This window comes from Pannonibacter sp. SL95, from assembly GCF_026672425.1.
GTDB lineage: Bacteria > Pseudomonadota > Alphaproteobacteria > Rhizobiales > Stappiaceae > Pannonibacter.
Genome location: NZ_JAPPRC010000003.1, coordinates 456,576 through 483,499 on the forward strand (window position 1 = coordinate 456,576; position 26,924 = coordinate 483,499).

24 protein-coding genes are annotated in these 26,924 nt (G+C 64.4%); 15 read left to right on the plus strand and 9 right to left on the minus strand.

What is annotated here, in order from left to right:
• The 3 genes from iolE (at window position 1) to iolB (ending at window position 2,100) form a co-directional block, all read left to right on the plus strand.
• A complete protein-coding gene (iolE, locus tag OVA12_RS02665; protein WP_268134237.1) occupies window positions 1-900 on the plus strand; it encodes a myo-inosose-2 dehydratase in 900 nt (299 codons plus the stop codon).
• Window positions 901-1,081: 181 nt separating this feature from the next.
• Window positions 1,082-1,291, plus strand: coding sequence for a hypothetical protein (locus OVA12_RS02670; RefSeq protein ID WP_442793800.1), 210 nt, complete (start codon window positions 1,082-1,084; stop codon window positions 1,289-1,291).
• Window positions 1,288-2,100 (plus strand): 5-deoxy-glucuronate isomerase, encoded by an 813-nt coding sequence (gene iolB, locus OVA12_RS02675; protein WP_268134239.1) that lies wholly within the window; start codon window positions 1,288-1,290, stop codon window positions 2,098-2,100. The genes OVA12_RS02670 and iolB overlap by 4 nt, the downstream gene beginning before the upstream one ends.
• A gap of 22 nt (window positions 2,101-2,122) precedes the next feature.
• Here the strand turns inward: iolB and OVA12_RS02680 are convergent, their stop codons facing one another.
• From OVA12_RS02680 to OVA12_RS02690, 3 genes are all read right to left on the minus strand, one after another.
• Window positions 2,123-2,479: a DUF1850 domain-containing protein gene (locus OVA12_RS02680; RefSeq protein ID WP_268134241.1), complete on the minus strand. Its 357-nt coding sequence runs from the start codon at window positions 2,477-2,479 to the stop codon at window positions 2,123-2,125.
• On the minus strand, window positions 2,476-4,509 hold the full coding sequence (locus OVA12_RS02685; protein WP_268136983.1) for a TRAP transporter permease: 2,034 nt from the start codon (window positions 4,507-4,509) through the stop codon (window positions 2,476-2,478). The genes OVA12_RS02680 and OVA12_RS02685 overlap by 4 nt, the downstream gene beginning before the upstream one ends.
• A 201-nt stretch (window positions 4,510-4,710) precedes the next feature.
• Entirely contained in the window at window positions 4,711-5,655 is a 945-nt protein-coding gene (locus tag OVA12_RS02690; protein ID WP_442793840.1) for a TAXI family TRAP transporter solute-binding subunit, read from the minus strand.
• Between the two features lie 444 nt (window positions 5,656-6,099).
• On the opposite strand from OVA12_RS02690, the gene OVA12_RS02695 reads away from it, so the two are divergent.
• The 12 genes from OVA12_RS02695 (at window position 6,100) to OVA12_RS02750 (ending at window position 20,121) form a co-directional block, all read left to right on the plus strand.
• The gene (locus OVA12_RS02695) at window positions 6,100-7,419 is read left to right on the plus strand and encodes a purine-cytosine permease family protein (protein ID WP_268134245.1); all 1,320 of its coding nucleotides are present in this window, start codon (window positions 6,100-6,102) and stop codon (window positions 7,417-7,419) included.
• Window positions 7,420-7,494: 75 nt separating this feature from the next.
• Window positions 7,495-8,517: an alpha/beta fold hydrolase gene (locus OVA12_RS02700; RefSeq protein ID WP_268134247.1), complete on the plus strand. Its 1,023-nt coding sequence runs from the start codon at window positions 7,495-7,497 to the stop codon at window positions 8,515-8,517.
• Window positions 8,518-8,845: 328 nt separating this feature from the next.
• Window positions 8,846-10,033, plus strand: a complete 1,188-nt coding sequence (locus tag OVA12_RS02705) for a transporter substrate-binding domain-containing protein (RefSeq protein ID WP_442793841.1) — start codon at window positions 8,846-8,848, stop codon at window positions 10,031-10,033.
• Window positions 10,034-10,051: 18 nt separating this feature from the next.
• On the plus strand, window positions 10,052-10,765 hold the full coding sequence (locus OVA12_RS02710; protein WP_268134252.1) for an ANTAR domain-containing response regulator: 714 nt from the start codon (window positions 10,052-10,054) through the stop codon (window positions 10,763-10,765).
• 256 nt (window positions 10,766-11,021) lie between these two features.
• Window positions 11,022-12,269 (plus strand): transporter substrate-binding domain-containing protein, encoded by a 1,248-nt coding sequence (locus tag OVA12_RS02715; RefSeq protein ID WP_268134253.1) that lies wholly within the window; start codon window positions 11,022-11,024, stop codon window positions 12,267-12,269.
• Window positions 12,270-12,378: 109 nt separating this feature from the next.
• Complete coding sequence (urtB, locus tag OVA12_RS02720; RefSeq protein WP_106751338.1) at window positions 12,379-13,248, plus strand: urea ABC transporter permease subunit UrtB; 870 nt, start codon at window positions 12,379-12,381, stop codon at window positions 13,246-13,248.
• A 4-nt stretch (window positions 13,249-13,252) separates the two neighbouring features.
• A complete protein-coding gene (gene urtC / locus OVA12_RS02725; RefSeq protein ID WP_268134255.1) occupies window positions 13,253-14,422 on the plus strand; it encodes an urea ABC transporter permease subunit UrtC in 1,170 nt (389 codons plus the stop codon).
• Window positions 14,419-15,168, plus strand: a complete 750-nt coding sequence (urtD, locus tag OVA12_RS02730) for an urea ABC transporter ATP-binding protein UrtD (RefSeq protein ID WP_268134257.1) — start codon at window positions 14,419-14,421, stop codon at window positions 15,166-15,168. Before urtC ends, urtD begins: the two co-directional genes overlap by 4 nt.
• The gene (gene urtE, locus OVA12_RS02735; RefSeq protein WP_268134259.1) at window positions 15,161-15,859 is read left to right on the plus strand and encodes an urea ABC transporter ATP-binding subunit UrtE; all 699 of its coding nucleotides are present in this window, start codon (window positions 15,161-15,163) and stop codon (window positions 15,857-15,859) included. The genes urtD and urtE overlap by 8 nt, the downstream gene beginning before the upstream one ends.
• Window positions 15,860-15,920: 61 nt before the next feature.
• Window positions 15,921-16,961 (plus strand): aliphatic amidase, encoded by a 1,041-nt coding sequence (locus OVA12_RS02740; protein ID WP_268134261.1) that lies wholly within the window; start codon window positions 15,921-15,923, stop codon window positions 16,959-16,961.
• Window positions 16,962-17,033: 72 nt separating this feature from the next.
• On the plus strand, window positions 17,034-17,831 hold the full coding sequence (locus OVA12_RS02745; protein ID WP_268136985.1) for a CbbQ/NirQ/NorQ/GpvN family protein: 798 nt from the start codon (window positions 17,034-17,036) through the stop codon (window positions 17,829-17,831).
• 13 nt (window positions 17,832-17,844) lie between these two features.
• Window positions 17,845-20,121, plus strand: a complete 2,277-nt coding sequence (locus tag OVA12_RS02750; RefSeq protein WP_268134263.1) for a nitric oxide reductase activation protein NorD — start codon at window positions 17,845-17,847, stop codon at window positions 20,119-20,121.
• A 45-nt stretch (window positions 20,122-20,166) separates the two neighbouring features.
• Here the strand turns inward: OVA12_RS02750 and OVA12_RS02755 are convergent, their stop codons facing one another.
• The 6 genes from OVA12_RS02755 to OVA12_RS02780 all read right to left on the minus strand — a co-directional run bounded on the left by OVA12_RS02755 (window position 20,167) and on the right by OVA12_RS02780 (window position 26,851).
• Window positions 20,167-20,931 carry an ATP-binding cassette domain-containing protein gene (locus OVA12_RS02755; protein ID WP_268134265.1) on the minus strand — a complete coding sequence of 255 codons (765 nt, stop codon included), beginning with the start codon at window positions 20,929-20,931 and terminating at the stop codon, window positions 20,167-20,169.
• 5 nt (window positions 20,932-20,936) lie between these two features.
• Window positions 20,937-22,142: an alanine racemase gene (locus OVA12_RS02760; protein WP_268134267.1), complete on the minus strand. Its 1,206-nt coding sequence runs from the start codon at window positions 22,140-22,142 to the stop codon at window positions 20,937-20,939.
• 14 nt (window positions 22,143-22,156) lie between these two features.
• Window positions 22,157-23,134, minus strand: coding sequence for an ABC transporter permease (locus tag OVA12_RS02765; RefSeq protein ID WP_268134269.1), 978 nt, complete (start codon window positions 23,132-23,134; stop codon window positions 22,157-22,159).
• A gap of 105 nt (window positions 23,135-23,239) precedes the next feature.
• Complete coding sequence (locus OVA12_RS02770; protein WP_268134271.1) at window positions 23,240-24,295, minus strand: substrate-binding domain-containing protein; 1,056 nt, start codon at window positions 24,293-24,295, stop codon at window positions 23,240-23,242.
• 36 nt (window positions 24,296-24,331) lie between these two features.
• Window positions 24,332-25,591, minus strand: coding sequence for a M20 family metallopeptidase (locus OVA12_RS02775; protein ID WP_268134273.1), 1,260 nt, complete (start codon window positions 25,589-25,591; stop codon window positions 24,332-24,334).
• A 21-nt stretch (window positions 25,592-25,612) separates the two neighbouring features.
• Window positions 25,613-26,851: an ROK family transcriptional regulator gene (locus OVA12_RS02780; RefSeq protein WP_268134275.1), complete on the minus strand. Its 1,239-nt coding sequence runs from the start codon at window positions 26,849-26,851 to the stop codon at window positions 25,613-25,615.
• Window positions 26,852-26,924: the final 73 nt, after the last annotated feature.

Here is a 26,924-nt window from a genome sequence, read left to right on the forward strand (position 1 = left end):
ATGATCCTTTACGGCACCAATCCCATCGCCTGGTCCAACGACGACGACCAGACGCTCGGCGCGCATATCTCGCTCGAGCAGTGCCTGGATGAAACCGCGAAGATCGGCTTCGACGGCATCGAGAAGGGCCACAAGCTGCCCGTGACGCCCGAGGGCATTGCGAAGGAACTGGGCGGACGCGGCCTGAAATACATCTCCGGCTGGCACTCGCTCAATCTTCTGACCAACTCCATCGCGGACGAGAAGGCGGCGATGCAGCCCTTCCTCGACCTGCTGAAGGCCGTCGGCTCGAAGGTGATCATCACCTGCGAGACCTCCAACGCCATCCATGGCAACGACGCGATGCCGGTGAACAACAAGCCGGTATTGGCGGCTTCCGAGTGGGCCGATTTCGGCCATGGCGTCGAGGCGCTGGCGGCCTTTGCGGCCGAGCAGGGCATCACGCTGGTCTATCATCACCACATGGGCACGGTGGTGGAGAGCGAAGCGGAAATCGACCTGTTCATGAAGCACACTGGCCCGGCCACGAAGCTCTTGTTCGACACCGGTCACTGCTACTTCGGCGGCGGCAACCCGGCGGCGGTGGCCGAGCGCCACATGGCCCGCGTGCGTCACCTTCATGCCAAGAACGTGCGTCCGGCGATCATGCGCCAGGTGCGCGAGGAGGGGCTGTCTTTCCTCGAGGGCGTGCGCCGCGGCGTCTTCACCGTGCCGGGTGACCCGGAGGGCGGCGTCGACTTCCGCCCGGTGCTGGCTACGGCGGCGGCGCATGGCTATGAAGGCTGGCTGGTGATCGAGGCCGAGCAGGACCCGAGTGTCCGCATCCCCTTCGAGTACCAGAGCATGGGGCTGAAAGCGCTGAAGGCGCTGGCCAAGGACGTGGGGCTGGACAGAGCCTGATAGTGTCCGTTCGCGGGCGCGTGGCACTGACAAGCGATACGGGTACACGAAACTGATACCCGATTGCGGCACAGCCTCTCGCTCCCCTCAAGGGGGAGGGAGACTGAAAGGCCGGGGCACTTGAACTGGTTCCGGCCAACATGTTCCCTTGTCGGCGCGCGAACACAACCAAGAGACCCTGATGAAGATCATCGACCCGGATCATCCCTTCTATCGGCCCCTGTGGCGCCGCCTTGCCATCGTCGGGGTGACACTGGCCTGGGCCGGCGTGGAGGCCTGGACCGGGGCGACCGGCTGGGCGGTGTTCTTCGTCGCGGTCGCGGCCTATGCGGCCTGGATGCTGCTGGTGAGTTACCGTCCCAAGCCGGATGACGCTGGAGACAAGTCATGACCAACCTGTTGCGCCGGCCGACCGGCACCCGTGGCAAGGTTCACGCCATTACGCCCGAGGCCGCAAACTGGGGCTATGTCGGCTTCGACCTCTATCGCCTGGAGGCGGGCGAGGAGGTGCGCGAGGCAACCGGCGGCCGCGAGGCGATCCTCGTGCTGGTCGAGGGCAAGGCCGAGGTGAGCGCCGGAGGCCAGTCCTTCGGCGAGCTTGGCCTGCGGCTCGACGTGTTCGAGAAGCTGCCGCCGGCCTGCGTCTACGTGCCGGACAAGTCGGAATGGCAGGTGCGGGCAACGACGGCCCTGACGCTGGCGGTCTGCACTGCGCCGGGGCTGTCCACTCATCCAGTGCAATTGCTTGGTCCCGAGGGGCTGACGCTGGAAAGCCGCGGTCAGGGGACCAACACCCGCTACATCCACAACATCGCCATGGAAGGGCGGGATGTGGCCGGCAGCCTGCTGGTGACGGAAGTGTTCACACCGCCCGGCCACTGGTCGTCCTACCCGCCGCACCGGCATGACGAGGACAACTTCCCCGACATGACCTATCTGGAAGAGACTTATTATCACCGCCTCAACCCGGCGCAGGGCTTTGGCATCCAGCGGGTGTTTACGGAAGACGGCTCGCTGGACGAGACCATGGCTGTGAGCAACCATGACGTGGTTCTGGTGCCCAAGGGGCACCATCCCTGCGGCGCGCCCTATGGCTACGAGATGTACTATCTCAACGTCATGGCGGGCCCCTTGCGGAAGTGGCGCTTCAAGAACCATCCCGACCACGACTGGATCTACCAGCGCGATCTGGTGAAGTAAGCGCGCGGGCCAACGCTCCACTTCACGGGCAAGGTCTGATGCGGATCGGGTCTGAGGCTGTGGTGCCAAGGTCGTGACAGGTGCCGTCGGCACAGAGGCGCCAGCCGCTGACTGTTGCGCCGGATGCGGCAAGCGTCAATTCAGTTTGCGGCGGCAGGGATGGTGTCCAGACCCACCAGCCGTCAATGAGCCGCGCGCCGTCGCCCGGTTCCATGCCCGCGCCAGAACCTCGGACTCGGGCCTCGCGGGCGACAAGGCCGGCCTGTGTCATGTCCCAGGTTTCCTCCCAGCCGGTCTTTTCCACCGAATGGGTCCAGCTCAGCGAGAACGTGCCCGAGATGGCGAGCACCAGCGTGCCCGCCATCAGACACGCGCTCATGCCGCGTCACCCGCCTTGCGGTTGGCCAGCCAGACCACCGCGGCGAACGCGAGGCTCAGGGCAAAGCCGATCTCGTCGGTGACGGGCAGCGCGGCGACAAGCGTGAAGGCGGCGGCCATGGCCAGTGCGCGCTGCCAGAGGGCAAGCGGTACGCCCAGCCAGCCGATGACGGCCGCGCCCCAGAGCGCAATCGCCACGCCGACCTTGACCACCACATAAGCCACGGCAGGCCAGTAGCCGATCGCCGATGCCATCGGGCCGCCATCCTGCAGCATCAGGGCTGGCGTGTAGACAGCCATGAAGGGGATGACGAAGCCGGCCGCAGCAACCTTGATCGCCTCGAAGGAAATCTTGAGGCCACTTTCCTTGGCAATCGGGCTCGCGGCAAAGCAGGCCAGGGCCACCGGCGGCGTCAGATCGGCGAGGATGCCGAAATAGAACACGAACATGTGGCTGACGATCAGCGGTACGCCCAGCTCCAGCAGTGCCGGACCGGCGATGGAGGAGGTGATGATGTAGTTCGGAATGGTGGGAATACCCATGCCGAGCACGATACAGGTGACCATGGTCAACAGCAGCGACAGGAACAGGCTGTCCTGCCCGACGCTGACGATGAACTGGCCGAAGGTGTTGGCAGCACCGGTGAGCGTCATCGTGCCGATGATGACGCCGACAAGGGCACAGGCAACACCGACCGGAAGGGCCGAACGCGCGCCATCGGCGAGGCTGTCGCGGCAATCGGCCAGCGTCTGGCGTCCTCCGCGGGTGATGGCGCAGACCGCGACAAGGGCCGCGACCGCGGCCAGGATCACGCCAATACCGAACTTGAAAAAGGCTGCGGCGACAAGGCCGAGACCGATCCAGAAGATGATCCGCAGCACTTGAGAAGGCAGGCCGAGGGCGACCGAGCCGCCAAGAATGAGAAGGACAGTCAGGCCGAGGCCGATGGTTCCGGCGTAAAGCGGCGTGAAGCCGCCGAACAGCAGATAGACCAGAACGGCCAGCGGCAGGATCAGGTACCAGCCTTCTTTCAGCGCCTTGGTGGCAGATGGCAGCTCCGACTTGGCCATGCCACGCAGATTGCGCTTTCCAGCTTCCAGATGGACCATCCAGAAGGCCGAGGCGAAGTACAGGATGGCCGGGATCAGCGCCGCCTTGACGATCTCGAAATACTCGACCCCCAGCGTCTCGGCCATGATGAAGGCAACCGCGCCCATCACCGGCGGCATGATCTGGCCGCCCATGGAGGCCGTGGCCTCAACGCCGCCGGCGAAGGCCGAGCGGTAGCCGAAGCTCTTCATGAGGGGAATCGTGAACTGGCCGGTCGTAACCACATTGGCGACGCCCGAACCGGAGATCGTGCCCATCAGACCGGAGGAGACCACCGCTACTTTCGCGGCTCCGCCTGTCGCATGGCCAACGAGGCCAAGGCTGACATCGGTGAAGAGCTTGATCATGCCTGCCCGCTCGAGGAACGAGCCGAACAGGATGAAAAGGAAGATGAAGCTGGAGCTGACGTAGACCGGAATGCCGTAGATGCCTTCCGTGCCATAGGCCATGTGTTCGATGACCTGCGCGAAGTCATAGCCGCGATGATCAAGCGGGGGTGGCAGATGTTCGCCGAAGAGACAATAGGCGAGGAACAGGCCTGCGATCAGCGGCAGGGCGATGCCCATCATTGCCCAGGCTGCGGCAAAGACGACGACCAGCGCGACCACGCCGATTGCAATGTCCAGAGGCAATGGATCGCCAGCGCGCACCAGCAGCTCGGTATACTCCACCCACTGATAGCCGGCGACGCCGACGCTGGCGGCAGCGAGCAGCCAGGCCAGCGTGCGAAAGGCCGGGTTGGCGTGGCGCGAGGCGGCCACAAGCGGAAAGGCGAGCAGGCCCAGGAACCCGACATGGACTGCGCGGACGATCTGGCTCGGCAGATCGATCACGTGGGCTGCCGTTGCGATCTGGAATACGGAAAAGGTAAGCGCGATCCAGAACAGGAGGCGGCCTTCGCGCGTGGACGGAAAGCCCATGGAGTGCGGATCATGCGCGGCTGGCGCGGCGTCGGTCTGGGTGGTCACGATTGTGTCCGTGGTTTGGGTCGGGGAAGGGACAAGAGACAAGAGACAAGAGACAAGAGGATGGGTCGCCGGCGACGTCCAAAGCCAAACCCCTCCCGGCGGGCATGCCGCGGGAGGGGAATGAACGTCAGATCCGGAACCCGGCAGGCCTGATTACATCAGGCCCTTTTCCTTGTAGTAGCGCTCGGCGCCCGGATGCAGCGGAATCGGCATGCCGTTCTTGGCCTTTTCCAGGCTGATCGCCTTGGCGGCAGCGTGAGCAGCAACCATGTCCGGCAGGTTTTCGAACAGCTGCTTGGTCATCTGGTAGGCGGTTTCTTCCGACACATCCTCGTGGGTCACAAGGAAGTTGATGACTGCCACGGAGGACACGTCCGCGTCCTGACCCTGATAGGTCCCGGCCGGGATGGTGGCCGCGACGTAGGGCGCACCGAGGCTGGCAACGATATCGGCGGGCACGGCGACGACGTTGATCGGAACGGACGTTGCAAGGTCCTTGATCGACGCAACGCCAAGGCCAGCGGACTGCAACGTGGCGTCCAGCTGGCGGTTCTTCATCAGCTCGACGGATTCTGCGAAGGGCAGATACTCGGTCTTGGCGAGGTCCGAGTACATCAGGCCGGCGGCCTGGAAGATCGCCCGGGCGTTCAGCTCGGTTCCGGACTTCGCTGCGCCGACGGACAGGGACTTGCCCTTGAGCTGGTCAAGCGTGGTGATGCCGCTGTCCTTGGACGCGACGATCTGGATGTAGTTGGGATAGACGGCGGCAATGCCGCGCAGCTTATCGAGCGGAGCCTTGAAGCCCGCATCGGCATTGCCTTCCCAGGCCAGCTTGACGCTGTCGCCGAGAGCGAAGGCCAGTTCGCCCTTGCCCTGCTGCAGCAGGTTGAGGTTTTCGACCGAAGCCTTGGTGGCCTGGACCTGCGGACGTGCGCCTTCGATCTTCTCGCCGTAGATCTTCGAGAGGGCGACACCCAGCGGATAATAGACACCAGAGGTGCCGCCCGTCAGGATGTTGATGAATTCTGCCTTGGCCGGCGCCATGGCACCGGTGAGTGCCGTGGCTGCAACGGCTGCAATGGCGAGCGTGCGCGACATGAAGCGCATGGAATAGCCTCCCTGTTTCCTCAAGATCCGCGCCATTGGCGCGTCGTTTGGGATGCCGGGCAATCCTCGCCCGACTGTCCAGCCTGCAACGTGCGGCGGATTTGTGGTCCGGGCAACCGTGTTTCTACGCAGACCTTTGCGGCAGGTGCGAAGAGGCCAGATGCGGGCAAGGCGCTACGCTTCACGCAATTGACACACAGACAGGAGCGATCTATCGTCTTTCTCTGTCCGGGAAAACCCGGATACCGGCACCGGCGCCGGACGAAAACGCAGGCAAAAAGGCCTCCTCATGTCTCCTTTATCGGAGCCATGCGGAGGCCTTTTTGCGTTTCTGGGTCTGAAGAACCGGTGCCGGGGGCGAGGAAGTCGTGCCCGAACGAGCCCGGCTGACCTCGCCGCAATTTGGCTTGTGACGAACAGGAAGAGGGGAGTCGCATGTCAAAACTGACGCAGAATGTGGAAGCCGTGGAAAGCGAAGTCGACCACGTGCTCGGAGCGGAATACGAACACACCGCAGTGCCCATGGCCGCGCGGCGCAGCATGTTCTCGGTCACCACGGTGTGGATCGGGTTTCCGATGATCATCACCGGGGCCATGACGGGTTCGTTGCTGGTGCTGGGCATGGGCTTTGCCAATGCGCTGACGGCGATGATCGTCGGTAATCTCATCATGCTCGTCTATGTCGGGCTGCTCGGGCTGCTCGGGTCGAAGACCGGTTTCAATTTCGCGCTGCTGGCCAGCGTCGTCTTCGGCCGCAAGGGTTATGTGCTGGCCTCGGGTCTGCTGTCGACATTGCTGCTCGGGTGGTATGCCGTGCAGACCGGGATCACCGGCGCGCTGATCAGCACCGCCTATGAACTCAACTACGTGATGATGACGGTGCTGGCCGGCGTGCTCTACATCGGCATCACCTTTGTCGGCGTGCGCGGATTGCATGCCATCGGCCTCGTTTCGGTGCCGGCCTTCATCATTCTCGGCCTTTACGTGATGTTCGATGCGGCATCGACGACGAGCTGGGATGCGATCTACGCTTACGCTGGCAACAATGGCGTGGCGACCATGTCGATGGGTGTCGGCCTGACGGTCGTGATCGCGCTCTTCATCGATGCGGGCACGGTGACGGCCGACTTCAACCGCTGGGCAGCCGACAGCAAGAGCTCGCTGGTCGCTACCTTCAGCGCCTTCCCCTTCGCCAACCTTGTGGCGATGCTGGTGGGCGGCGTGACGACGGCCGCGCTGGCCGTGCCGGATGCCAATCCGTTCGGGGCCGACAACATGTTCGGCTACATGAACGCCAAGCAGATTGGCTTCCTGAGCGTGCTGGCGTTCCTGTTCCTCTACTGCAACCTCGGTTCGGTCTGTGCCCACTGCCTCTACAATGCGGCGACCGGCTGGTCGCGCATCCTGTCGAGTCATATGCGCATCATGGCCGTGGTGCTTGGCATCATCGGCATCGTGGTCGCAGCCGGCAACGTCTGGGCCTTCTTCATCGAATGGCTGTCGCTGCTCGGCATTCTGGTGCCGCCGATCGGTGCCATCATCATCGTTGACCAGTATGTCCTGCGCCGCCCGGCGGTGATCGACCAGGATTGGCGCGGTCAGGCGTTCCTCGCCTGGATCATCGGCTCGCTGGTCGCCTTCGTTGTTGAGTTCTACGCGCCGTATCTGTCGACCGCGATCTGCGCCGGTCTTGCCGGCGGCATCGCCTATGCTGTGATCGGCCAGGCACGCGCCGCGCAAAAAGCGTCGGCCTGACAATGCTGCAGCCGGGGGTGCCGACGCGGCGCTCCCGGCGGCCATATCAAGAAAGACCAAAGGGGACTGAGTTTCATGAGCGTCGATTACAAGCTGTACGATCTGGGAGATTTCCGCCTGCAGCGGGGGGCGACCTTGCGGGGCGCCAAGCTCGCCTACAAGACCTTCGGCACGCTGTCGCCGGCCAAGGACAATGCCATCGTCTATCCGACCTGGTATTCGGGCCAGCATCCCGACAACGAATGGCTCATCGGCAAGGGCATGGCGCTCGATCCGGACAAGTATTTCATCATCATTCCCAACATGCTGGGCAACGGCCTGTCATCCTCGCCAAGCAACACGCCGGAACCCTACAACGCATCCCGGTTTCCGCAGATCACCGCCTATGACAACGTGCGCGCCCAGCACCAGCTGGTGACCGAGCATTTCGGCATAACCAGGCTGCCGCTGGTGACCGGCTGGTCGATGGGTGCGCTGCAGACCTTCCACTGGGGCGCGATGTACCCCGACATGGTGGAGCGGATCGCGCCGTTCTGTGGCTCGGCCAAGTGCTCCCGGCACAATTTCGTGTTCCTGGAAGGCGTGAAGGCAGCACTCACCGCAGATTCGGCCTTCAACAACGGCTGGTACGGCGACAAGAAACCGGAGAAGGGCCTGCGCGCCATGGCGCGCGTCTATGCCGGCTGGGGCTTCTCGCAGGCTTTCTATCGCCAGGAACTTGATCTGAAGGCGCTGGGCTATTCCTCGCTGGAAGACTTTCTCGTTGCCTTCTGGGAAGGGTTCTTCCTGCCCAAGGACGCCAACAACCTGCTCACCATGCTGTGGACCTGGCAGAATGGCGATATCAGCGACAACGAGCTCTACAACGGCGATTTCCGCAAGGCGCTCGGGGCCATCAAGGCCAAGGCCTATGTCATGCCCGGCCGCACCGACCTCTACTTCCCGCCGGAAGACAGCGAGTTCGAGGTGGCGCATATGCCCAATGCCAAGCTGATCGTGTTTGAATCCGTCTGGGGGCATTTCGCCGGCGGGCCCGGAACCAGCCCGGTCGATGTAAAGTTCCTTGACGAAAAGCTGAAAGAGCTGCTCAATTCATGAGCATGTTAACGAATTGGCGGGTGAAGCTGGTTTACCCGCCGGTTTGCGGCAGCTGGAATAAAAAAGAACCCGAAAAACGGGTGCCCAACAAAGGGCGTTGAGGGGAATAGAGTGCGCGTAATGTCTCAGACATCGCTGATCTGGCGGTCCTGATCCGCCATTGACGCCTGCGCAAGGTCGCATGCTGGCAGGACTTGTTCTGTTGGTTCAGCGTCTTTCGTTCCGGCTGTCATCCTGTCGAGGGGTCGGGTGGTGTGACGACGAAACTGGCTTTGCAATGGCCAGTCTGTCGCTGGGCGTTGGCCAGATGCGGCAGCGCAAGGCTTGGATGACTTGGCGAAGCAAGGCAGGACCAGCAGACGAGGGGATCGAGGTGAGAGGATCTGAACAGACGTCCGCCCCATGGCGCGTCGGGGTGTTGTTTTCCCAGAGCGGTTTCATGGCCGTCATCGAGGAAACGCAGCTGCGCGGCACGCTGACGGCCATCGACGAAATCAACGCAGCCGGCGGCATCAATGGCCGTCCGATCGAACCGGTGATCTATGACCCGGGCTCCGAAGCCCGCGCCTTTGGCCGTTGCGCCAAGAAGCTGATGATCGAGGACGGCGTCACCACCATGTTCGGGTGCTATACGTCCTCCAGCCGCCGGGCCGTGCTTCCGGTGGTCGAGCGGCTGAACGGCCTCTTGTGGTATCCGACGCTTTACGAGGGCTTCGAGTTCTCGCCGAACGTGATCTACACGGGCGCTGCGCCCAACCAGAACAGTGTCGAGCTGTGCCGCCTGCTGATGGAAATGTATGGCCGGCGCTTCTTCTTTATTGGCTCGGATTACGTCTATCCGCGCGAGAGCAACCGGATCATGCGCGAGCTGGTGGCCAACAGCGGCGGCGAAGTGGTTGGTGAGCGCTATGTGCGCCTGTCTGCGGACCGGTCAGAGTTCCAGCCGCTGCTGCGCGAGGTGAAGGCCGCCCAGCCGGACGTCATCTTCTCGACCGTCGTCGGCGACAGCACGATTTTCCTGTATCAGACGTACCATGACATGGGCTTTGATCCGAAGGTCATGCCCATCGCCAGCCTGACCACGACGGAAGCGGAGATCCAGGCCATGGGCTTCGACGTCGGTGAAGGGCATATCACCGCGGCCCCCTATTTCCAGGGCATCGATGGCGCCAGGAACTCCTCCTTCGTGCAGCTCTACAAGAAGCGCTATGGCGAGGACCAGTCGACCAACATGTGTCTGGAGGCGGCCTATTTTCAGGTGCACGTCTTCGCCAAGACGCTGGCCGAGACCAATTCGCTGGACACGGAGGTCCTGCGCAACACCGTGATGGGCTCGGAATATGATGCCCCGCAGGGCAACATTTCCGTCAATCCTGTCTGTGGTCACACGGATCTGTGGACCCGGATCGGCAAGGCGAACCGGCAGGGCCAGTTTGATCTTGTCTACGAATCTCCAACCCGGGTGAAGGCTGATCCCTACCTGATCGGCTACGCGCGGAACCTTGCCTATGCCTGAACCGGAAGAGCGGATCTGATGAGCATGAGACCGAGCAATGGTTTTGACAGGGGACCGAGCCTGACAGACGGGGACGGACGCGGACGCCGCAGCCTGCTGTCGCTTTCCTCGCGGGTTGCGGCTCCGGTGCCCCAGGGGCGTCCGGTCGCCCGTCCCGGACAGACGACCTTTCCCTTTGCCGATGTCAGCATCGGCGTCATCACGGAGCGGACCGGTGAGGGCGATGCCCTGATCCGCGAATTGCAGAAGCTGCGGGCCCGGCCGCAACATGTCTGGCCGGTTCCGGCGACCTTGCCGACCGGATACGACATGCTGCTGTGCGATCTGGTCGAGGATCTGCCGACCCGTGTGCCCTGGTTGCCGGGAGAACCCGAGTCTGCGCTCGTGGCTCTCCTGCCAAAGAATGCGCCGTTCCGTCCGGACCTGCTGCGTGACACAGCGGCCCATGGTGTTCTGGTCCTGCCGGTCGATCCCCTGACCCTGCAATGTACGCTGGCTCTGGCGCGCGATCATTTCCGCTACGAACAGCGGCTGCGCGGACGGATCGACAAGCTGGACGAGAACCTGCGGAACATGCGCAGCGTCGAAAGGGCCAAATCCATCATCATGCATCGCAAAGGCATGAGTGAAGAGGATGCCTATCAGTTCCTGCGTCGTCAGGCGATGTCAAAACGTGTTTCCATTGGCGCAATCGCCAATGCAATTGTTGACTCGCAGGAATTGCTTGGCTAACATTTAATCGAGCGTAAGAAACGCTCGGCGGATGGCAACGAGGCCGTCCCGAAATGCAGGCATCAGTGCCCCGCAATTGATCCTAAGGGTCGGTTTGCGGGGTTTTTTATTTTGACGAACCTGTGTCGTCAGAACTCGGTCCTGCATGTCCGCGGCGTTGTCCGCCCACAAAAAAGCGATGGCAAGGGAGCCTCGACGCCGTCCGCCTGCAAGGCGGTCAGCGCGGGGCTTTTCGCATTTCCGACCGGAGGGTTGCATGACCATGAAAAGACGCAGTTTCCTGAAAGGCATTGCCGCCACCGGCGCCTTTGCCGCAACCGGGTTCCCACACATCTGGAACAAGAACATGTCGCTGGCGCGCGCCGCCAATGGCGAGATCAAGGTGGGTGTCCTGTTCTCGCTGACCGGTACGACGGGCATCATCGAGGAGTCGCTCAACAAGGCGACGCTGCTGGCGATCGAGGAGATCAACGCCGCTGGTGGCATCAACGGAATGAAGATCGTGCCGATCGTCGAGGATCCGGCGTCCGATCCGGCCACCTTTGCCGAAAAGGCCCGCAAGCTTGTCGTTGGCGACAAGTGCGTGTCGGTGTTCGGCTCCTACACCTCGGCCAGCCGCAAGGCCGTGCTCCCGGTGTTCGAGAAGCGCGACAATCTCTACTGGTATCCGACCCTCTACGAGGGCCGCGAATGCTCGAAGAACGTGATCTACACCGGTGCCGTACCGAACCAGCAGCAGGATGAGTTCATCCCCTGGCTGGTGCAGAAATTCGGCAAGAAGTTCTACCTGATCGGCTCGAACTACATCTATCCGAAGGAAGAGAACAACTACTGCAAGAAGCTGCTCGAGAAACTCGGCGGTGAGGTGGTGAACGAGGAATACGTGCCGCTCGGCCATTCCGAGTTCTCTTCGGTCATCAACAAGATCCAGAGCACGCAGCCGAACGTCATCTTCTCGACCGTTGTCGGCGATTCCGTCGTGGCGCTGCACCGCCAGTACCGCGCGGCCGGTCTCGATCCGGAAAAGATGCCGATGGCCAGCCTTACGACGTCGGAAAACGAAGTCGCAGCCATGGGCGGTGAAGCGGCAGCCGGGCATTTCACCTCCGCGCCCTACTTCATGGTGCACCAGTCGCCGGAGAACGAGAAGTTCGTGGCTGCCTACAAGCGCCGCTGGGGCGACGACAAGGTCACCCATTTCGTGTCCGAGCCGTCCTACTTCCAGGTCTACCTGTTCAAGCAGGCTGTCGAGAAGCTGGCTGGCAGCGAGATCGACCCGCCCACCATCCGTGAAGCGGTCAAGGGCCAGGAGCTGATCGCTCCGCAAGGCCGCATCCGCATCGAGCCGGAAAACCTGCACACCTTCCTCTGGCCAAAGATCGCCATGGCGAAGTCAAACGGCCAGTTCGAGGTGCTGGAGAGCTTCCCCGAATGGATCGCGCCGAACCCGTACGCTGCCTATCCCGGCCAAGCGTGCACGGCGGATGGCCTGAAGGAAAGCTGAGCGAACGTTCTCCTGCAAAAGACAAGCCCCTGTTTCCCCGGCGCTCTCCAGCGCCGGGGTCTGCGGCGGGGCTTTCGAGAGGCAATGCGGCTGGCGAGGGAGCACGCCCGTGGATTTCATTCTTCAACAAGTCATCACCGGCCTCAGCATCGGTTCCATCCTGCTGCTCGTCGCGCTGGGTCTGGCGATCATCTACGGCTCCATGGGCGTCATCAACATGGCCCATGGCGAGTTCGTCATGCTCGGAGCCTATGGGGCCTGGGCGCTCAACAGCGTGTTCGGGCTGGATCTCCTGTCCAGCCTCGTCTTCATCTTTATCGGGGTCGGGGCCTTCGGCTGGGCGACTGAGCGCGGGGTGATCCGGTTCCTGTACGCCCGGCCACTCGACACGTTGCTGGCAACCTGGGGCATCGGCGTGGTGCTGCAACAGGTCATCCGCCTGACGGCGGGCGGAGAGCTGCGTTACGTCGGCATGCCTGAGATTTTCTCCGGGACAGTATCGATCCTTGGCGTCGGTGTTTCGTCCTACCGCGTCTTTGTCTTCCTGTTCGTCGCCGCCCTGTTTGCCGCGACCTGGGCACTGATGTTCCGAACCTCCTTCGGCACGCGGCTGCGTGCTGTCGTGCAGGATCGCAACACCGCCATGTGCTTCGGCGTCAATGCCGACAAGGTCTACAGCCTGACCTTTGCCTATGGCGCGGGCCTTGCCGGTCTCGCAGGTGCGCTGGTGGCGCCGCTGAAGAGTGTGAGCCCGGAAATGGGCGCAGCCTATGTGGTCGACGCTTTCTTCGTTGTCGTTCTCGGCGGCGTGCAGAGCCTGTTCGGAACGGTCGCAAGCGCTGCGCTGCTCGGCCAGATGTCCGGCTCGCTTGCCTATGTGTCGAACGACACAATCGCCAAGGCTCTGGTGCTGCTTGCGATCATCGTCCTCATCCGTTTCCGCCCGCAGGGCCTGTTCGTCACCAAGGTCCGGAGCTGATCCCATGACACGTGTGTCTCTTTCTCCCTCAAGGCGATCGGAGTCTGTCCTCAACGGCCGCCTGCAGATTGCCGCCTATGCTGCAGTCTGCCTGCTGATCTTCCTGGTGCCGCTCGGCATAGACGATGACTTCCTGCTGAACCGCATCGCCCGTTATCTGGTGCTGGGCATGGTGGCCATGGCGCTGGCCCTGTCCTGGGGCTATGCCGGGATCCTCAACCTCGGTCAGGCGCTGAGCTTTGGTCTTGGTTCCTATTGCATGGCCATGGCGCTGAAGCTGCGCACGGTTCCGGTGCACACCGGCTCTGAAGGCCTGCCGGACTTCATGGTCTGGAACAACGTGGAACGCCTGCCGCTTGCCTGGGTGCCGTTCCAGTCGATGACATTTGCGATCATCGCCGGGATCCTCGTTCCGGTGCTGATTGCGGCGCTGCTTGGCTGGTTCATGTTCCGCGGCCGCGTCACGGGCGTCTTTGTTGCCATCATCACGCTGGCCGCGCTGGTCGTCGGCAACCTGCTGATCATCGACCTGCAGAGCTACACCGGCGGCTTCAACGGCATCACGGACCTGGCCCAGCTGGAGCTGTTCGGCTTTGAATTCGATGCCTATTCCGCATCAACCTACTATCTGGTGGCGACCTGCCTGACCGTGTCGCTGTTTGCCTGTTTGGCCGTGACGCGCAGCAAGGCCGGGTTGATCTTCCAGGCGATCCGCGATGACGAACGGCGGGTGCGCTTCTTCGGCTACGACGTCGCGGCCTTCAAGATCCTCGCCATGTCGGTTTCGGCTGCCGTCGCCGGTCTGGCGGGCATGCTCTACACCGTGGTGATGGAATTCGCCTCGCCGACATTCCTCGATGTGCCGCTGTCGCTGTCCATCGTCATCTGGTGTGCCGTCGGTGGTCGCCAGAGCCTCGTCGGAGCCCTCATCGGCGCAATCCTTATTGCCGGGATGCAGGGCGCCCTCTCCGAAAGCGAAGCCTTCCTCGACAGCTGGACGCTGGTGATGGGCGTGACCTTCGTGCTGGTCGTTCTGTTCCTGCCCAATGGCCTTGCCGGCCTTGTCACCCTCATCCGCAATCGCCTCGCGCAGTCATCCCGGCGCAGCGAGGGCGCTGCCCTGCGTCCTGCGCTCGCCGAGGTGTCCGCCTCCAAGACGGGAGACAAGTCATGAGCGCCGTGCATCTGCAACTTGTCGATCTCTGTGTCAGCTTCAACGGCTTTCGCGCGGTCAACAATCTCAACCTCAGCGTCAACAAGGGCGAGCTGCGTTGCCTGATCGGCCCCAATGGTGCGGGCAAGACCACCGCCCTCGACCTCATCTGTGGCAAGACCCGTGCGCTCAGCGGCGAGATCCGGCTGGGTGACAAAAATCTGACCACAATGGAAGACTTCGAGATCGCGCGGGCCGGGGTTGGCCGCAAGTTCCAGGTCCCCAGCGTGTTCCGCCAGCTGTCGGTGCGCGAAAACCTGGAGGTGGCGCTGTGCCGTCAGCCCGGTGTTTTCGCGAACCTCTTCCGGCGCGGGCGCTCCGGCGACGGGCTGGAGCATCTGGCGGAGTTCGTGGGGCTTGCCGACCAGCTGGACGAGCCGGCGGCCAACCTGTCGCATGGCCAGACGCAGTGGCTCGAGATTGCCCTGCTGCTTGCCCAGGACAGTGAGCTGATCCTGCTCGACGAGCCGACTGCCGGCATGACGGCGCAGGAAACGCGCAAGACGGCCGACATCTGCAACCGCCTCAAGGGCAAGCACACGATCATCGTCGTCGAGCACGACATGGGCTTCGTGCGCGACATCGGCGACGTCCTCTCGGTGATGCACCAGGGCTCGCTGCTCGCCGAAGGCACGGCGGACGAGATCAGCGCCAACGAGCGCGTGCGCGAAGTCTACCTCGGTTCGATGGGGATCCACGGTGCTTGAGATCAGCAAACTCGACGGCTTCTACGGCAACTCGCGTGCCCTGCAGGGTATCGACCTGAGCGTCGGTACGGGCGCCTTCCTGTCGGTGCTTGGCCGCAATGGCGTCGGCAAGACGACGCTGATGCGCGCCATGCTCGGCCTCCTCGACCGGACCGAGGGAGAGATCCGCCTCGATGGTCAGGACATCAACCGGATGGCGACCCATCAACGAGCCCGCGCCGGCATCGGCTACGTGCCGCAGGGACGAGGCATCCTGCCGCGCTTCACCGTCTACGAGAACCTGCAGCTCGGCGGCTTTGCCCGCACCAGCGACCGCGGCAAGGAGCTGGAGGCGCTCGTCTTCGACATGTTCCCGATCCTGCGCGAGTTTCGTGGCCGCGCTGGAGGCAACCTTTCGGGCGGTCAGCAGCAACAGCTGGCCATCGCCCGGGCGCTGATGACCGACCCGCGCATCATCCTGCTGGATGAGCCGGCGGAGGGCATCCAGCCCAACATCGTCGAACTGATCGAGGAGGCGATCCTGTCGCTGAACCGACGCTTCGGCATCACCATCGTGCTCGTGGAACAGAACATCGCGTTCGCACGGCGCGCCAGCACCGACTTCGCGATCCTCGAAAAGGGACGCGTGGTCGCATCCGGACCTATCGCAGGGCTGACCGACGACCTCATCCACCGCCACATGGCGGTGTAAGGCGACCAGGCCCATTCAAGCAAGACGCGAGGGTCCCAACCACTCCACCGGAGGAACAAGCATGCATCACGGCGATATTTCCAGCAGCAATGACACCGTCGGCGTGGCGGTGGTCAACTACAAGATGCCGCGCCTTCATACCAAGGCCGAAGTGCTCGAGAATGCCCGCAAGATCGCGGCGATGGTCGAGGGCATGAAGATCGGGCTGCCAGGCATGGATCTCGTGATCTTCCCGGAATACTCGACCCACGGCATCATGTACGACAGCAAGGAGATGTACGAGACCGCCTCGCAGGTGCCGGGCGAGGAAACCGCCATCTTCGCGGAAGCTTGCCGCAAGGCCAATGTCTGGGGCGTGTTCTCGCTCACCGGCGAGCGGCACGAGGAGCACCCGAACAAGGCGCCCTACAACACCCTCATCCTGATGAACAACAAAGGCGAGATCGTCCAGAAGTACCGCAAGATCATGCCGTGGGTGCCGATCGAGGGCTGGTATCCGGGCAACTGCACCTACGTGTCGGAAGGCCCGAAGGGCATGAAGATCTCGCTGATCATCTGTGATGACGGCAACTATCCGGAAATCTGGCGCGACTGTGCCATGAAGGGCGCCGAGCTGATCGTCCGCTGCCAGGGCTACATGTACCCGGCCAAGGAGCAGCAGATCATCATCTCCAAGGCCATGGCCTTCGCCAACAACGTCTATGTGGCGGTGGCCAATGCGGCCGGCTTCGACGGCGTTTATTCCTACTTCGGCCACTCGGCCATCGTCGGCTTCGACGGCCGGACGCTCGGCGAGTGCGGCGAGGAGGATTACGGCATCCAGTATGCGCCGCTCTCCGTCTCGATGATCCGTGACGCGCGGCGCAACATGCAGTCGCAGAACCACCTCTACAAGCTCGTTCACCGTGGCTACACCGGCATGATCAACTCCGGTGAAAGCTCCAAGGGCGTCGCGGCCTGCCCCTATGACTTCTACCAGAAGTGGATCAGTGATCCGGAGGGCACCCGCGAAATGGTCGAGGCCATGACCCGGTCCACTGCCGGAACGGCCGAGTGCCCGATTGACGGCATCCCGAACGAGAAGACCCCTGTCCACCGCTGATGGACTTGCCGGCGGCGTCCCATCCGCCGCCGGCCTCTTTTTCCAAAGATTGCATCCAGAGTGAGCCAGACGATGGTCCTTGCGCCGTATTTCCTTGCCGACGAACCCTTCTACGCCCCGCAGGCGGACGAGATCGACCTCTTCACCGCCGCCCATGCCCTGCGCCAGCCGGTGATGATCAAGGGGCCGACCGGCTGCGGCAAGACGCGGTTCATCGAGCACATGGCCTGGCGGCTCGGCCGGCCGCTGGTGACCGTCGCCTGCCACGAGGACATGACCGCGTCCGATCTGGTCGGGCGGTTCCTGCTCGATGCGGACGGCACCGTCTGGCACGACGGCCCGCTGACGCTGGCCGTGCGCCACGGAGCGATCTGCTATCTCGACGAGATCGTCGAGGCGCGGCAGGACACGACCGTGGTGATCCATCCACTCACCGACGACCGCCGCATCCTGCCGCTCGACAAGAAGAACGAGCTGGTGCGGGCCCATCCCGACTTCCAGCTCGTGATCTCCTACAACCCGGGCTACCAGAGCGTGCTGAAGGACCTGAAGGAATCCACCAAGCAGCGCTTTGTCGGGCTCGACTTCACCTATCCCGACGCCGCACGCGAAGCCCGGATCGTGGCGCGCGAGGCCGGCATCGACGAGGCAACGGCCACGCTTCTCGTGAGGGTCGCCGACCGCTCGCGCAACCTGAAGGGCCATGGCCTTGATGAAGGCGCCTCGACGCGCATGCTGATCCAGGCCGGGCGCCTGATGGCGCGCGGCATCTCGCTCACTGCGGCCTGCCAGATGGCGCTGGTCCTGCCGATCACCGACGACCCGGACCTGCGGGCCAGCCTGACGGACGCCATTGCGGCGTGCCAGTAAGAGGGTGGCCGGGATGACCCAACTGGCAGAGGCGGACAGGCCAGGCCCGCTGACCGTTGCGGCGTCTGCCGGATCCGCGACGGATCGGCTGCTGTCCGGACTAATGGCGCGCGTGTCGGCGGAGGATCGGGCGGCGCTGGAGCGGGCGGCCGCCACCTTCTGTGACCGGTTCCAGCCTGCGAGCCTGCAGCGGCGTGCGCTTGCGACGGCAGCATTGGCGCTGTTCGACAGGGCCGGTGCGGAGCCGCTCATCCAGCTCCTGGAGCTGGCCAGCGAACTCGGCCGCCGCGGGCGTGGCGGCGATGCGACGCTGGTCCTGGCTGCCGTGCCGCGCGCGTTGCGCTGGCTGAGCGATGCCGATGATCTCTCAGCCTGGCTCGCGGTGGTCGCCGATGTGGCCGAGCGCGCGCCGGAGAGCCTCGCCGCGTTGGCGGGTGAGACCGACCATCTCCTCGGCCGGCTGGGCGCACGCGGTCTTGCCGGCTTTGCCGGGGCGCTGATCGACCTGGCGGCAGGCCGGGAAGACCTGCGCCAGGCCCTGTTTGCCTTCCGCGATCCGCGGGCCGAAACGCTCCTCCTGCGCGAGGCGGCCGATGTGCCGCTTGCCCGGCTGGAGCCACGTCTCAAGGGTCTGGTTACGGCGCTCTGGTCGGTCGAGCCCGTGATCCGCCCTTCACCGGCGGGCGGGGCCCAGACCGCCCGCCGGTCCAGCTTCGATGGTCGCATCCTGTTCCTGCCCGATGCCTATCGCGGCGTGCGGGGGGAGGCGGCCGTCACCTTGATGAAGGCGGCGGCGCTGCACATCGGTGCGCATCTGGCCCATTCCGGGCGGCCGCGTCCGGCCAAGGCGCTGAAGCCGTTGCAGATCGCGCTGATCTCGCTCCTTGAGGATGCGCGGGCCGAGCATCTGGCGCTTGCGCAGTACCCCGGCCTCAACCGGCTGTGGCTGCCGTTCCACACCGCGCCGACCGAAGGCGGGACGGCGGAGGCCTTGCTGGCGCGGCTGGCGCGGGTCCTGGCGGACCCCGACCACGAGGATCCCGATCCCTTCGTGCAGAAGGGGCGCGCGGCCTTCCGCGCGGCGCGGGACAGCTGGGACGACCCGGATGTGCTGCGGCGGATCGGCAGTGGGCTCGGCAATGATCTCGGCCAGATGCGGCTGCAGTTCAATTCCAAGACCTATGCTGTGCAGCCGCTCTACCGCGATGACAATCTGGGTCTGTGGCAGTTCGACCTGCCGGACCAGGAGCAGGGGACTCCCGACGAAATCTCCATTTCCGTGCGCATCGAGCAGCGGGAAACACAGACCGAGGAACCGGACCGCCGCCGGACCGAAGAGGGGGGAGACGAGGTCAGTCCGGTGCGGCTGACCGAAGCCGATCCTGAGGCGGCGTTCCCGCTTTGCCGGCTGCCGGAATGGGATCTCGTCAGTCACCGGCACCGGCCAGACTGGGTGCAGGTGATGGAACATCCGCCGAGGTTGGCGCCGGCGGCCATCATCGACCGGCTCCTCTCCGAGCGTCCGGACCTGGTGCGGCGGACCAGCGCGCTGATCCGGCAGGCGCGCGCGGGCCAACCGGTGCGGCTGCGCCGTCAGGCCGAAGGCGACCGGCTCGATCTGGAGGCTGCCCTTCGGGCGCGTATTGATCTGGCCGGAGGGCACGCTCCCGACACGCGGGTCTACGAGACCCGCACGCTCAATTCCCGCGATCTTTCGGTTCTCGTGCTCCTGGATATTTCCGAATCCACCAAGGACACGATCGACGGTTCGCCGGTCTCGGTGTTCTCCATCCTTCGCGAGGCGGCAGCCCATCTGGCCGCTGCGATGGCCGAGGCCGGCGATCCCTTCGCCTTGTCCGCCTTCCACTCGGATGGTCGGGAGGACTTGCGCTATCACCGCATCAAGCGGTTCGACGAGGCCTTCGACACACGGGCCAAGGCGCGACTGGCGGGGTTGAGGCCGGGCCTGTCGACCCGCATGGGCGGGGCCCTGCGCATGGCCACGCGCGACATCCAGCCGATGGCGACGCACCGCCGGCTGGTGCTGATCATCACCGACGGCGAGCCGTCGGACATCGACGTCAACGATCCGAAACATCTGGTGGAAGATGCGCGCAAGGCGGTGCAGGAAGCGGCGGGTGCCGGGATCGACGTGTTCTGCGTCGGGCTGGACCGGACGGGAGACACCTATCTGTCGCGGATCTTCGGACGCCAGAACGTGATCCAGATCGACCGCGTCACCGCGCTCCCCGACCGGCTGCCCAAGCTCTACCTGCGGCTGACGCGCTAGGGAAAGAGGGCGCAACACCGGCGTTGCGCCCTTCCGTGCAGTCGCTCAGTGGACGCCGGTGATCATCGAGACGATCTCGTTCTTGTCGGTCTTTGCCGTCTCGCGCACGCTGATCTGCTTGCCCCGGCGCAATACGCAGATCCGGTCGGAGAGGCGGAAGACCTGATCGAGGCTGTGGCTGATGATCAGGATGGCGAGATCCCGGGCGCGCAGGGCCTCGACGATCTTCTCCACCTTGGCCGTTTCCGCAACGCCGAGCGCTGCCGTCGGCTCGTCGAGCAGCACCAGTTTCTTCGCCCAGTGCGTGGCCCTCGCGATGGCGATGCCCTGGCGCTGGCCGCCGGAGAGATCCTTGATGGTGGCCCGGGCGGAGGGGATGCGCACGTCCAGTTCGTCCACCAGCGCCTGGGTTTCCTGCATCATCGCCTTGCGGTCGAGAAGGCCGAAGGGGGGCTTGGTCTTCTCGCGGCCGAGGAACAGGTTCATGTAGACCGGCTGATGATCGGCCAGCGCCAGATCCTGATAGACCACCTCGATGCCGCTCGCTCTTGCAGAACTCGCATCGGAGAACTGCACCGGAGCGCCGTCCAGCGCGATGGAGCCGGAGGTGGGCGTGTAGACGCCGGAGATGATCTTGATCAGCGTCGACTTGCCGGCACCATTGTCGCCGACAAGAGCCACGATCTCACCGGCGCGGACGGTCAGGGAAAAGTCCTCGATGGCGACGACGCCGCCGAAGGCCTTGTGGATGTTGGTCAGTTCCAGCATCGGCCGGCCATGGGTGAGGGAAGTCTCGGTCTTGTCTGTCATGGCGGTCAGCTCAGGTTGGGCCAGGGCTCGGCCTGACCGAAGATGTTCTCGATGGTCTCGACCTGAGGCGCGCCGGAGGCGATGCCGCGGACGCCGACGATGTAGCCGCGCTTGACGAAGGCCTGTCCGCGGAAGCCGAAGACGACGGTATCGCCGCTCTTGGGGGCCGGATGCCCCCCACAGTCGATCATGCCGTAATAGTCGATGGCCGAGGGCGGCGGGATCTCGACCGGGCGCAGTGCGGCGTCGGCCACGGTGGGCTCCGCCGACACAAGGGCCTTGAGGCCGTAGTCGGGGAACACCGGATCGATATAGAGACCGCCGCCGAAGCAGTAGGCGCGGCCCTGGTGCAGATGCGAGACCTCAGTAAGATAGAGCACGGCCGGACGCTCCGGCAGGTCTTCCATCGCGTGCAACGGCGTGGTGCCGTGCAGGCCATTGCCCGGTTCGCACTGGGTTGCGCCGGCATTGGCAAGGTGGTGCAGCACGGCGGAGGAGGTGGTTCCGGGCGCGTTGATTTCAACCTCGGCGCGGCCGCCCTTTCGCAGGGCATCGGCAGCGCGGGCAAGCGTCGTGAGATTGTGCGTCGGGTTCACCGTGCGTGTGGCGTTGTCATAGAGCAGCGCCGGGAAGGAGGTGAGGCCGGCGAAGCGGGCGCCGTCCAGCGTGTCAAGCCGGTCAGCCACAGCGGCAATGTCTTCGGCCGGGAAGCCGCCTTCATGCCCCTTATAGAACGTGTCGCCGGCGGTGTGGATGCGCGCCATCAGGTTCTGCGTGCGACCGGCGGCCTTGGCAGCGGACGCAGCTTCCGCCGCCTTGTCGTCGCTGAAAACGGTCCAGTAATCCGGCTGAAGGTCGCGGGCAGCCATGGCGGCCTCGAAGCGCGGCACCTGGACGAGGTGGCCGAGGTGCCCAGTCTTCAGGCCCGCCTTGTGGCAGGCGATGGCACAGGCCATGTCGACGGCAACCGCCCGGTCGATGCCGCCGCGCAGGACGGCGCGCGAGAAGCCGCTGTTGCGCCCGACCTGTTTGGTCATGGCGAAGACCTTCAGCCCATGGCGGTCAGCTTCTGCCTTGAACAGGCGAGCGTTGTCTTCCACCGTGTCTAGGTCGAGCACATAGGCGTTGGCGGGGATCTGTCCGGCCCGGTGCAGGGCCATGGCCGCTTCGACGAAGGCCGGGTTGCGGCGGCGCAGAAGGTCGAGAAACATGATCCGGGTTCCTTCTATCGGGTGGTGTCGCGCAGCGAGATGGCGACGGCAACGAGGATGATGAGGCCGCGCACGATCATCTGGTCGGACACGGACAGGCCCATCAGGATGAGGCCGTTGTTGAGCATGCCCATCAGCAGCGAGCCGACGAGCGCGCCGACGATGGTGCCCTTGCCGCCATTCAGCGCCGTGCCGCCGACGATGACGGCGGCAATCACCGTCATCAGGTCGCTTTCGCCGAGCGTGTATTTGGCGGCCTGCAGGCGGCCGGCATAGAGCAGCCCGGCGAGACCGGCGCAGAGCCCGCTCAGCATCAGGACGGTGAGGCGCAGGCGCGGCACCTTGATTCCGGAGACCTGGGCGGCGCGGGCATTGTCGCCGGTGGCCACCACATGCGCGCCGAAGCGGGTTTCGCGGTAGACGATGTGGCCGACGATGACGGCACCGAGGGTCCACAGGATCAGCGAGGGAATGCCCAGCAGGCTGCCGGAGCCGAAGAAGCCGGTGAAAGCCTCGTTGACGACCGGGATCGAGCGCAGGTCCGTCATCGAGCGGGCAAGGCCGGCGAAGAGGCCCATGGTGGCCAGCGTGACCAGGAAGGACGGCAGGCCGAGATAGGCCACGAGCATGCCGTTGAGCCAGCCGATGGCAACGCCTGCGCCCAGTCCGGCAAGCACGCCAAGAAGCAGCGAGTGTTCCTGCATGACGACGGCGGCCGCAAGCGCAGAAACGGCGACGATGGAGCCGAAGGACAGGTCGATCTCGCCGGCGGAGAGCACGAAGACGAGGCCGATGGCCATCACGGTGGCCGGCGCCGTCTGCAGCACGATGTTGGAGAGATTGCGCGTCGTCAGGAAGCCGTCATCGGCCAGAGTGACGGCGAAGAACAGGAAGATGGCGGCAAAGCCGAGGTAGAGCACGAATTGCTGCGGCTCCAGCCGCGACGTGAGCGGCACCCGGGCGACCGGCTTCAGGGACGTGTTGGTGGACATGGGAGTTCCGTTTCCGGACCGGCCTTGCCGGGCCCGTTGAAGGCCTGTTGTCAGGGATGGGACAGGCGCCCGGCCGGGCGACGATGGCCGGGCGCAGTCGTGAGCTTACTTTGCGGTCAGCACGCTCTTGGGAGCGTCCTTGCGCAGCGACTGCTGCCAGGCTTCGGCGACCGTGTCGGCATTGGCGGTGACCGCCGGGGCGACGATGAAGGCCGGGGTCGGTTCACCAAGGAGGGCCAGCGCGCCGGTCGCCGCCATGGCGCGGCCGAGCTCATAGGCCTCATCGGCGACGATGGCGGCGACATTGCCGCCCTTCACCATGTCGAGGGCAATCGGCTCGGACAGGTCGAGGGTGACGATCTTGGTCGTCTTGTTCCCGTTGGCACGCAGGGCTGCGAGCACGCCTTCGGCCGGACCGGCCCAGGTGACATAGATGCCGCCGAGATCCGGATTCTTCAGCAGCATCGCGTTGGCGATTTCCTCGGCGCGGGCCGGGTCGGAGATGCCCTCTTCAGCGACGATCTTGATGCCGGGATAGTCCTTCTCGATGGTCGACTTGAAGGCGTTGTCGCGCTGGTTGGTCACGTAATAGTCGGCGTCGTGATAGATCCAGCCGACCGTGCCCTTGCCACCCATGGACTTGGCCAGAGCGTCCGCTGCCTGCTTGCCCATCTGGAACAGGTCGTCGGTGACGATGGCCGCATAGTCGGCCGGATGGACATAGTCCTTCGGCAGGTTGGACAGGAAGACGAGCTTCACGCCAGCCTCCTTGGCTTCCTTGAAGGCGGCAGCCGAGGTGACCGGATCCAGCGGCAGGGCGAGCATGATGTTCGGCTTCTTGGCGAGCGCCGTCTCGATGTCGGAGCGCTGCTTGGCCGCGTCGAAGCCGGCGCTGGTGGTGGCGACGACCTCGATGCCGAGGCGGGCGAATTCGTCCGATGCACCGGCGGTGACCGCGTTCACGAAGTCGGACTGGTCATGCCAGAGAAGCGCTGCCTTGTGACCGCCTGTCTTCAGCTTGGCCGCCTGGGCGTCGCTGACGGAGACGGTGCTGGAGGCGACGGCGGTTTCGCCTTTCGGGCCCGTGGTCTGGGCCAGGGCCGGTGTGGATGCAAGAAGGGCGGCTACGGAGAGCGCGCCGAGAAGCTTGGTCAATGTCATGTCAGTTCCTCCCGTTACTGTACGACTGGCGTGGTGTCAGGTTCCCTGAACACCGCAATAGGCTGCAATGAAGCTGGCAAAGGCGACGATGCCGCTGAGGTAGTCCGCTACGTTCACCCGTTCCTCGAGGGTGTGGCAGTTGCTAATGTCGCCCGGGGCGCAATAGATCGCCGGGCAGGCAAGGCGGTTGATCAGGAACGGCGATTCCGACCAGTAGGGTGCCCCTGCGATGGCACCCTTGCCCTGCAACTCCGCGCCAATGGCTGCGGACATGAGCAGGGCGGCCGGGTGTTCGGGATCGATCTCGGCGGGTGAGCCGCCAAAGGCGTGGTCCCGGCCTGCCGGATAGCGGATGTCGAGGTGGACAGTCGTGCCTGTCAGGCTGCCACGTGCCGCAGCCTCGAACTCCGCCACCGCCGTGTCGAGGCTTTCGCCGGGCAGCAGCTTGCGGATCAGGGAGAGACGGCAGGTTCCCGGAACGGCAATGTATCCGCCGGCCTCCAGATGCGTGATCAGCAGGAAGGCGCGGCTAACAAGCGGATGCTCCGCCCGGATGGCGATTGCATCCGAATGGGCAAAGAGGGCCGTCTGCAGCCGGTGCGCGGCCTTCAAGGCATCGATCCCTTGCTCCGGCACGCCGAAATAGGCTGATCTTCCGGTCAGGGTCAGATCGGCGATGAAGAAGCCCATCTGGGCTGTCAACACATTGAGTTGCGTCGGCTCGACATAGACGGCGAAGTCCGGACGGGCGACCGCGCCCGTCTCGACCAGCCGCGTGTAGGCATTGACGCCAGCGCTGACGCCGGTGCCTTCCTCACCGCTTTCCTCGTCACCGACAAAGGCATAGGCAACATCGCCGGCAAGCTTGATCCCTGCACGGTCGAGGAGGTCAAGGGCGGCGAGGCTGGTGCAGATGCCGGCCTTCAGGTCACCAGTGCCGCGTCCCCAGATCTCGCCATCGACCAGCGCACCGCCAAAGGGGTTCTCGCGCTCGGTCCCTGCCCATTTCTCGGCCCAGCCCTTCACATGCACCGTGTCCGTGTGCCCCATGAAGAGGAGACGCGGCCCAGTGCCCGTTCCCTTCCGCTCGCCCCAGATGTTCGGGCGGCCGGGCTGGAAGTCTGCCGTCTGTGGCGCGAGGCCCAATCGCTGCATTTCGGGCTGAAGGTACGCGACCATGGAGGCCTCGTTGCCCGTGATTGAATTGCAGGCGACTGCGCCGCGCAGCAGCGCAATGACCCGATCACTATCAACCGCGGCGCGCAGGCGCTCGGCAAGGGCAGCAACGTCCGTCATCTTGGGTCGGTTCCCTCGGGTTCAGGCCAACGGGCCGGATTGAAGCGTGACTGATGAGCCAGCAACGATGCTGACCCGGGCCGGGGGCAGGCTGATCTGGGCCCCCGGAACGCCGCCTGAAAACAGGGCGGAATGAAGATGGCTGAGACCGATGGCGACGCCTCCGACCAGTGTGACCCGCGAGCCCAGCGACGACACACCGATCTCCACCGGCAACGGCACACACAACGGCAACAGGGCGCGGATCCGTTCGACCAGCTCCATCCGGCGGCCGATCGAGCCGCCCAGTACAACGCGTCTTGGATTGGTCACGGCACTCAGAACAGCGATGGTGAGAGCCAGATGGTGTGCCGTTTCGTTCAGCACGCGTCCGGCCTCGACCTGGCCTCCCGAGGCGGCAGCAAAGATCGTCGGGACATCGGCCTTGCGTCCGGTCAGGGCCTGATACCGGGCGCAGATGCCGGCAGTTGCCGTTGCGCGCTCGAGAGCGCCAACCTTGAGCGACTCGGGCTCAAACGGGTCACTTCCGAAGGGCAGAAACCCGAGTTCGCCGGCGGCGTTTCCCGCTCCGCGCACCAGCTCCCCGCCCACCATGACACCGGCACCGATGCCCGTGCCGATGGCGATATAGGCGAGATCATCGATCCCGTTTGCGCTTCCCGCCCAGCGTTCGCCGATCACGGCAAGATTGACGTCGTTTTCCAGAACAACGTCCGTGCCGAGCAGCTCGGCAAGCGCGCTGCTGACATCGAATTCATCGAGGCCGGGAATGTTCGGTGCCATCAGGACGCGGCCGGTGGTGCGGTCAGGCGCGCCCGGAACCCCGACGATCGCAAGGCGAACCTTCTCAAACGGGATGCCGGTATGTTCGGCCGTCCGGTGGGCAAGGCTTGCAATCTGCTCGACCACATGACGACCGCCGCGGAGATCGGTCGGCTCGGTGACTTCCGCCAGCACGTTGCCGGCGAGGTCTGCGATGGCGGCGCGCAGCTTGCGTCCACCAAGATCGATGGCAGCGATGCAGGCGGCCTCGGGGACGATTTCATAGGTGATGGCGGTGCGGCCGACGTGACCGCTGGTGCGACCGGTCTCCCGGATCCAGCCGTCTTCCTCGAGCTGGCGGGCAATCTCGGAGATCGTCTGCTTTGACAGGCCGGTCTGCTTGGCGATGCTGGCCCGCGAGATCGGCCCGCAATGCACGATCGTCTCCATGACCGTGCAAAGGGAAAACTGCCGGGAAATGCTCGGGCTGTCGCTCAAGGGAGGTGCCTGTTCCGCTACCTGGTTATTTATTCGTTCTGTGAGCGAACTAATTACGGCGCGGTGATTTTGT